3 protein-coding genes and 1 pseudogene are annotated in these 1,268 nt (G+C 60.2%); all 4 read left to right on the forward strand.

The genetic code is table 11. The features are described from left to right. Positions 1–72 precede the first annotated feature (72 nt). On the forward strand, positions 73–351 hold the full coding sequence (locus D9T14_RS14525; RefSeq protein WP_375154067.1) for a transposase: 279 nt from the start codon (positions 73–75) through the stop codon (positions 349–351). A 141-nt stretch (positions 352–492) separates the two neighbouring features. Beyond that, positions 493–639, forward strand: coding sequence for an IS3 family transposase (locus D9T14_RS13805; protein ID WP_170175709.1), 147 nt, complete (start codon positions 493–495; stop codon positions 637–639). Next, positions 636–983 (forward strand): DDE-type integrase/transposase/recombinase, encoded by a 348-nt coding sequence (locus D9T14_RS13235; protein ID WP_119162205.1) that lies wholly within the window; start codon positions 636–638, stop codon positions 981–983. The genes D9T14_RS13805 and D9T14_RS13235 overlap by 4 nt, the downstream gene beginning before the upstream one ends. 42 nt (positions 984–1,025) lie before the next feature. Beyond that, positions 1,026–1,241, forward strand: a pseudogene (locus D9T14_RS14530) (integrase core domain-containing protein); the annotation flags it as partial. Positions 1,242–1,268 lie beyond the last annotated feature (27 nt).

Here is a 1,268-nt window from a genome sequence, read left to right on the forward strand (position 1 = left end):
TGGAGTGCTTGGTGTTTTTCGGACAGTGGGTGAAATGATCGTGAGGTAGAATTAGATCATGTCGGCATCGAAATACAGTGCAGAGTTCACCGAACAAGTCGTTCCAGGGGTCGTCCAGAAGTCCAAGCCGATTCGGGTGAGGTCGCCAGATCGTACGGACTTGTGGCACAGACAGTCGGGAACTGGGTCGCGAAATGGCGAACAGAACACCCCGACCACAGCCCTGATGGCACCACCGCGGAAGAACACGCCGAGATCAGGCGCCTGAAAGCAGAATTCCGGGAAGCCCGCATGGAGGCCGAGTTCTTGAAAAAAGCGGCGGCCCTCGTTAGCCCCTGGAGCCCCGGGTGAGCGCGAAATACCGCTGCATCCACCGCGAAGAAGGCAACTACCCCATCCAGCCCCGTGTGCCGGTGGGCGAAAGTATCCAAGTCCGGCTACTACGCCTGGCGTAATCGTCCGCTCTCGGCAACCGCTCAACGCAAAGAAGAGTTGACGACACTGATCACTTACTTCTTCGACGAGTCCGAACAGACCTACGGCTACCGCCGGATCCACGCCGAGCTCACCCAAAGCGGAATCCGGGTCAGCCGGGACATGGTCCGTAAGATCATGGCAGCTGAGGGTCTCGTTGCTTGACCAGCCCAGGAAACGAGCCAGGACGACCATCCCTGCGCCAGACCTTCCAGGCCGGCCCGACCGGCTGCGCCGAGACCTACTCCGCCACCGCACCCGGCACGGGATGGGTGGGTGACATCACGTATGTTCCGACCTGGCAGGGATTCGCCTACCTGGCGGTGGTCATGGACTGCTTCAGCCGTAAGATCATCGGGCACGCGATCGCCGGTCACATGCGCACCGAGCTCGTCACCGAAGCCCTGGCCATGGCCGCGCCGGGCCTGCCCACCCACTCGCGGTGTCACGATCTCTGCGCTCGGACCGAGGCTCCCAATACACATCGGCCGAATACACGAAATTCATGACCGACCACGGGATTCTCCCGTCCGAGGAAGCGGACCGGTAGCTGCTATGACAACGCCGCCGCCGAGTCCTTCAACGCGATCCTGAAGAAAGAACTCGTAAACCGCAAGGCCTACCCGACCCGCAACCATGCAGCCCGGGACGTGACAGCCTGGATCGAGTTACGATACAATCACAAACGTCTCCACTCCGCCATCGGTTACCAGACCCCCAACCAAGTCAACACCGAATCCAGACAACAACACAAGGCAGCAGCCTAAAACCAACCACCAACCACTGTCCGAAAA

It is taken from the genome of Propionibacterium australiense, from assembly GCF_003666605.1.
In the GTDB taxonomy this organism is placed as follows: domain Bacteria; phylum Actinomycetota; class Actinomycetes; order Propionibacteriales; family Propionibacteriaceae; genus Propionibacterium; species Propionibacterium australiense.